The sequence below is a fragment of the Methylobacterium sp. WL18 genome (assembly GCF_008040015.1).
Taxonomy (GTDB): domain Bacteria; phylum Pseudomonadota; class Alphaproteobacteria; order Rhizobiales; family Beijerinckiaceae; genus Methylobacterium; species Methylobacterium mesophilicum.
The window spans coordinates 1-1,323 of the sequence record NZ_VRVD01000947.1 but is presented as its reverse complement, the minus strand read 5'-3'; the positions used below and the strand labels follow the sequence as shown (position 1 = coordinate 1,323).

Annotated in this window: 1 protein-coding gene; it reads right to left on the bottom strand. The window is 72.3% G+C overall.

The window, feature by feature from the left end; genetic code table 11:
* Positions 1-119 precede the first annotated feature (119 nt).
* Positions 120-1,070: a DMT family transporter gene (locus FV228_RS29975; RefSeq protein ID WP_147857755.1), complete on the bottom strand. Its 951-nt coding sequence runs from the start codon at positions 1,068-1,070 to the stop codon at positions 120-122.
* Positions 1,071-1,323 lie beyond the last annotated feature (253 nt).

The window sequence follows — 1,323 nt, the reverse complement described above, 5'->3', positions numbered from 1 at the left end:
CGTGCTCGGCACCGATCCGGATCCGGCCCGCCGCGCCCGCGAGAACCGCCGCGAGGAGCGCATGGACCGCCAGGAGCGCATGGGCCGCTAAGCGCGCCTCGGACATCGGTCGGTCGCCCTCAGGCGGCCGGCCTGTCCCGCCGAATCGTCTCCTGCGCCAGGAGATAGAGGCCGGAGCCGACCACGATCATGGCGCCGGCGACCGTCCAGCGGCTCGGCACGTCGCCGAACAGCAGGAAGCCCAGCGTCACCGACCACAGCAGCTGCGTATAGATGAACGGCGCCAGCACGTTGGCCGGCGCGCGGGCATGCGCCATCACCAGCAGCCAGTGCCCGAGCGTGCCGAACAGCGCGACACCGACCAGCAGCGCCCAGTGGGTCAGGCTCTCCGGGTTGGTCCAGATCCAGGGCAGGAGCGGCGCCATCAGCGCCAGGCCGGCCAGCCCGGTGTAGAACATCGTGGTGGCGGTGGAATCGTAGGCCGCGAGCTTGCGCGTGATGATCGCGTAGAAGGCGTAGACCACGACGTTGGCCACGCACAGCAGGGCGGCCGGGTGCATCCCGCCGAGGCCCGGGCGGACGATCACCAGCACGCCCAGGAACCCGACGGCGATCGCCGCCATCCGGGCCCGCGGCGACCATTCGCCGAGCAGCGGCCCGGCCAGCAGCGCCACCGTGAGCGGGGCGGCGAACTGGATCGAGATCGTCTCGGCCAGCTGCAGGTAGCGCAGGGCCACGAAGTTCAGGGCGGTGGAGGCGAACAGCAACAGCGAGCGCACGATCTGCAGCGTCAGCCGCCGGCTCTTCACCACCCCGGGGGTGCGCACGGGATTGATGAACAGCGAGATCATCGCGACGCTGGCGGCGTAGCGCATGAAGGTGGTGACCAGCGGGTCGACCTCGGCCCGCGCCAGCGTCTTGGCGCAGGCGTCGAGGCTCGCGAAGAAGGCGACCGCGCCGCACATCAGGGCGATGCCGACGATCCGCCGGCGGCGCGCGAGGTCGGGTGACGGGGCCGCACGCGCGGAGGCCCTGTCGTTGGCGACGGATGTCGCGACCTGCGTGCTCATGCCTGCCAAATCTCGGTGGAGGCCTGCCAATCTGCCACGCGCGTACCCGCCGTGGCACCCGCCGCCGCGCAGGGGAACCATGCAGCCGGCACGGCGTCGGACGCCGATGCCGGGCTCAGCGCTTGGCCGCGACCTTGTCGGCGGCCGCCGTCTTCGTCGCCGTCTTGGCGACCTTGGCTTTCGCCGGGGTGGCTCCGGCGATCAGGGCGGCCAGATGCCCCTGGTCCAGGCCCGCGGCCGGAGGCGGCACGGC

Bases quoted from the DNA above. Each gene is read 5' to 3' on its own strand.
- FV228_RS29975 (WP_147857755.1), bottom strand. From the start codon at position 1,070: ATGAGCACGCAGGTCGCGACATCCGTCGCCAACGACAGGGCCTCCGCG.